Annotated in this window: 4 protein-coding genes; 1 reads left to right on the top strand and 3 read right to left on the bottom strand. The window is 57.9% G+C overall.

The window, feature by feature from the left end; all coding sequences use genetic code 11:
• The first annotated feature begins 90 nt into the window (after positions 1–90).
• Entirely contained in the window at positions 91–450 is a 360-nt protein-coding gene (locus tag ACXADT_RS21730) for a 5'-nucleotidase C-terminal domain-containing protein (RefSeq protein WP_474835898.1), read from the top strand.
• Between the two features lie 244 nt (positions 451–694).
• On the opposite strand, the gene ACXADT_RS21725 is transcribed toward ACXADT_RS21730, so the two are convergent.
• From ACXADT_RS21725 to ybgF, 3 genes are read right to left on the bottom strand one after another with little or no spacing between them, the layout of a single operon-like run.
• Complete coding sequence (locus ACXADT_RS21725; protein ID WP_474835897.1) at positions 695–1,030, bottom strand: hypothetical protein; 336 nt, start codon at positions 1,028–1,030, stop codon at positions 695–697.
• Positions 1,005–1,718 carry a tRNA lysidine(34) synthetase TilS gene (gene tilS, locus ACXADT_RS21720; protein ID WP_474835896.1) on the bottom strand — a complete coding sequence of 238 codons (714 nt, stop codon included), beginning with the start codon at positions 1,716–1,718 and terminating at the stop codon, positions 1,005–1,007. The genes ACXADT_RS21725 and tilS overlap by 26 nt, the downstream gene beginning before the upstream one ends.
• Positions 1,719–1,737: 19 nt before the next feature.
• Positions 1,738–2,733 (bottom strand): tol-pal system protein YbgF, encoded by a 996-nt coding sequence (gene ybgF, locus ACXADT_RS21715; RefSeq protein WP_474835895.1) that lies wholly within the window; start codon positions 2,731–2,733, stop codon positions 1,738–1,740.
• Between the last annotated feature and the right edge of the window lie 226 nt (positions 2,734–2,959).

The raw sequence follows: 2,959 nt of genomic DNA, 5'->3' as shown, positions 1-2,959 counted from the left end.
AAGGTTAACACCCACACTTACTTCAGGACGTACAGCACCTAACAGCTAGATCGATTAGGAGCGAATGCACAAAACTTATTAGACGAGGTCGTGTGCCGCCTCGAACAACCTCTAGAAGCAGAGTGGTTCAGGCGCTCTGTCCTTCCTGACGAGCTCTCTGCTGCTCTTAGAGAATGGTGCAATGCTCATATTGGAATGATCAATTCGGGTATGCTACTTGATGGATTAAGTGAAGGGAAGGTGTCGAGAGAAGACCTTCATCGTATATGTCCACACCCAGTCAATCCATGTAAAGTTATTCTAAAAGGAAGTGAATTACGTGAGATCGTCGCATATGCAATGTCTGACGAACTCGTGCATTTAACGTTTAAAGGATTAGGTTTCAGAGGAGAAGTCATGGGTATCATGGCTTTTGATGGACTTCGAAGTGAAAACAGTCGTAATGGATGATGGTCTTCATCACGTAACAGAAATTCTCCATAACGGTCATCAGCTATCTCCAGAAAAAGAATATTCAGTGGCTACGGCGGATATGTTCACCTTCGGAAAATTTTATCCGCAGATGAAGCACGCTAAGAAGAAGTACTACTTACCAGAAATGCTTCGGGATCTTCTCCAATTTCGGTGTTCGTTCCGTAAGATAGGAAGCTTATGGCACGAAAACGACTCAAAAGCTCTTAAAATGGCTGTTTTGTCACGTACCGGCGCCATACAGGCTGCGAATTGCCGCGAACCGGGCGCGAGCCAGCTTTTCCTCTGCAGCATCGCCTGAAACCTCTGGCTCGGGCGCAAGACTTACATCATCGCGATTGCGATAGATCATGACGCCGCCAAGCGTCGCGCCCGAGAAGGGCTCATCACTGGTCAGCCGCATGGCAAGCGGCTCCACCGCATCCTTTCGCGGCGGCGTCTCACGCCCTCCAACAATCTGTAGCATCACGCCCAAGGCGCGGATCAGGCGATCCTCCGGCAGTCCCGACAAATCAAGCCGGAACACACCTTCGCTATCGATCGAAACCTGTTCGCGCATCCAGTGTGCAATCAGTCGTTCTTCGAGCCGCCGCAGATCCTGAAGCCGGGCCTGACAGGCAAGGATTCGGGGTTTTCAGCCGCTCTTGCCCTGCCAGCAAGGTGCGAACCCGCACGCGTTCATAGGCCGGATTTCGATTGGAAGGGTCGTCGATCCAGTCGACGCCGCGCCGTTCCAGTTCCTCCCGCAAATCCGCGCGCGAGCGCTTCAGAACCGGACGGGCAATCCGCATGCCCTGCCCTTCCGGCCAGACAGGCGACAGCGCGATGGGCTGCATACCCGCCAATCCATACCAGGTGGACCCTTGCCGGGCGCGCATCAGGAAAGTCTCAACCTGATCATCGGCTGTATGCCCCAGAAGAAGGTGCGTGCCGCCCTCGACCCGCAGCGCTTCAGCCATCAGCGCGTGACGGGCCCGCCGGGCCAGTGCCTGCTTCCCTTTCGGGGTACGCCAGACCAGTGTCTGATGGGGCACATTGAGGCCTGCACAAATCTCTGCCACCGCGCGGGCTTCGTCAGCGGCTTCCGGGCGCAATCTGTGATCGACCGTGAACGCGACAAGCGCCCGACCGGACTGCTCCGCCCATTCATGCGCGAGGATGAGCAGCGCAAGGGAATCGCTGCCACCTGAGACCGCAACGCCAACCGGCCCTGTGGCCTTGCCGCAGAGCCGGTCGAACAGGTCCATCAGACGTCAGACGTGCAAATCAGTTGTCGCAACCGGACTTGGTGCGCTCCACCGCGGCCAGGTCACGTGTCACGCCGGAGGCATTGGGATACCGGCTCGGCAAGGTGCCGAGCGCCAGGCAGGCCTTTTCCTTGTCACCGATCAGGCGCATTGCGCGGGCGAGCTTCACAAGCGCATCAGGGGCACGCGGATCATCCGGATAAGAGCGGATCATGGTCGTATAGGCCGCCCCGCTGTCAGCATAGGCCTTCTGCTGGTAAAGCGACTCTCCCAACCAGTAATGCGCTTCGCCCGCCTGCGGATCATCTCCGAACCGGTCAAGGAAAGCCCGGAACGCTTCTTCTGCGCCCGCATAGTCGAACTGGATCAGGCGAGACTTGGCGAGTGCGAACAATGGCCCCGCCTCCCCCGGCAACGCGCTGGCAGGAATGGTGCCGAGTGAGCCTTCCGGCAACGCGTCATTCTCTGCAAAGGTGCTGGCAGGCGTCAGGCGCGTAGGTCCGGATTGGGATTTAGGTTCAGGCTCCGGCATTTCGCTCAGCCCGTTGAGGCGGCGCGGGCCGGATGCTGCAGAATCGCCGATACCCGTCATCGCATCATCCGGGAACGCGCCCGTCATACCGTCCGGTGTCGGCTCGGTTTCCGGCATCAGGCCAGCTGACGCCATGAAGGATTTCAATGCGGCCATGTCCTCAGACTGCGCGTCCAGCTGGGTGCGCAGATCATCAATCTCGTCAATCAGGGCTTCATTGTCGCGTTGGAGGTTTTCGGTCTGCTCGCGCGATTGCTGAAGCTGGAACTCCAGGGTTTCAACGCGACCCGTCAGCTGCATCACATCGCCGGTCAGGCCGTTTACCTCAACCTGCACCTGAGCGCTCTGTTGACGCGCCTGCGCCACCTGCTGGGAAAGATCTGAACTCGTCACGCCCTGAGTGATCGGCGCACTCCGCTGAGCGATGGCAGGGCTGGCCACGAGGCACAGGCTGGCGAGGACAAGAGCGGGCGCTTTGAACATGGATGAGCCTCCGGAGGATTTCTTGGATTTATACGAAAACAGCCGGGGCCAAATTAAGGCACCCGGCTGCATCTTGTGAAGCTATTCGCGACAGAAAGCTTAGCTTGTGGTCGCGCCGGAAACGATTTGCGTGAAGCCGTTCCGGTTCAGTGCCCATGCTTGCTCGTCAGAACCAGCAGCGATCGGGCGCTCTTTACCGTAGGAGATCGTGTCGATGCGGGACATG

This window comes from Anaerobacillus sp. ABR4_321, from assembly GCF_056158505.1.
This window is presented reverse-complemented; position numbering and strand designations above follow the sequence as displayed.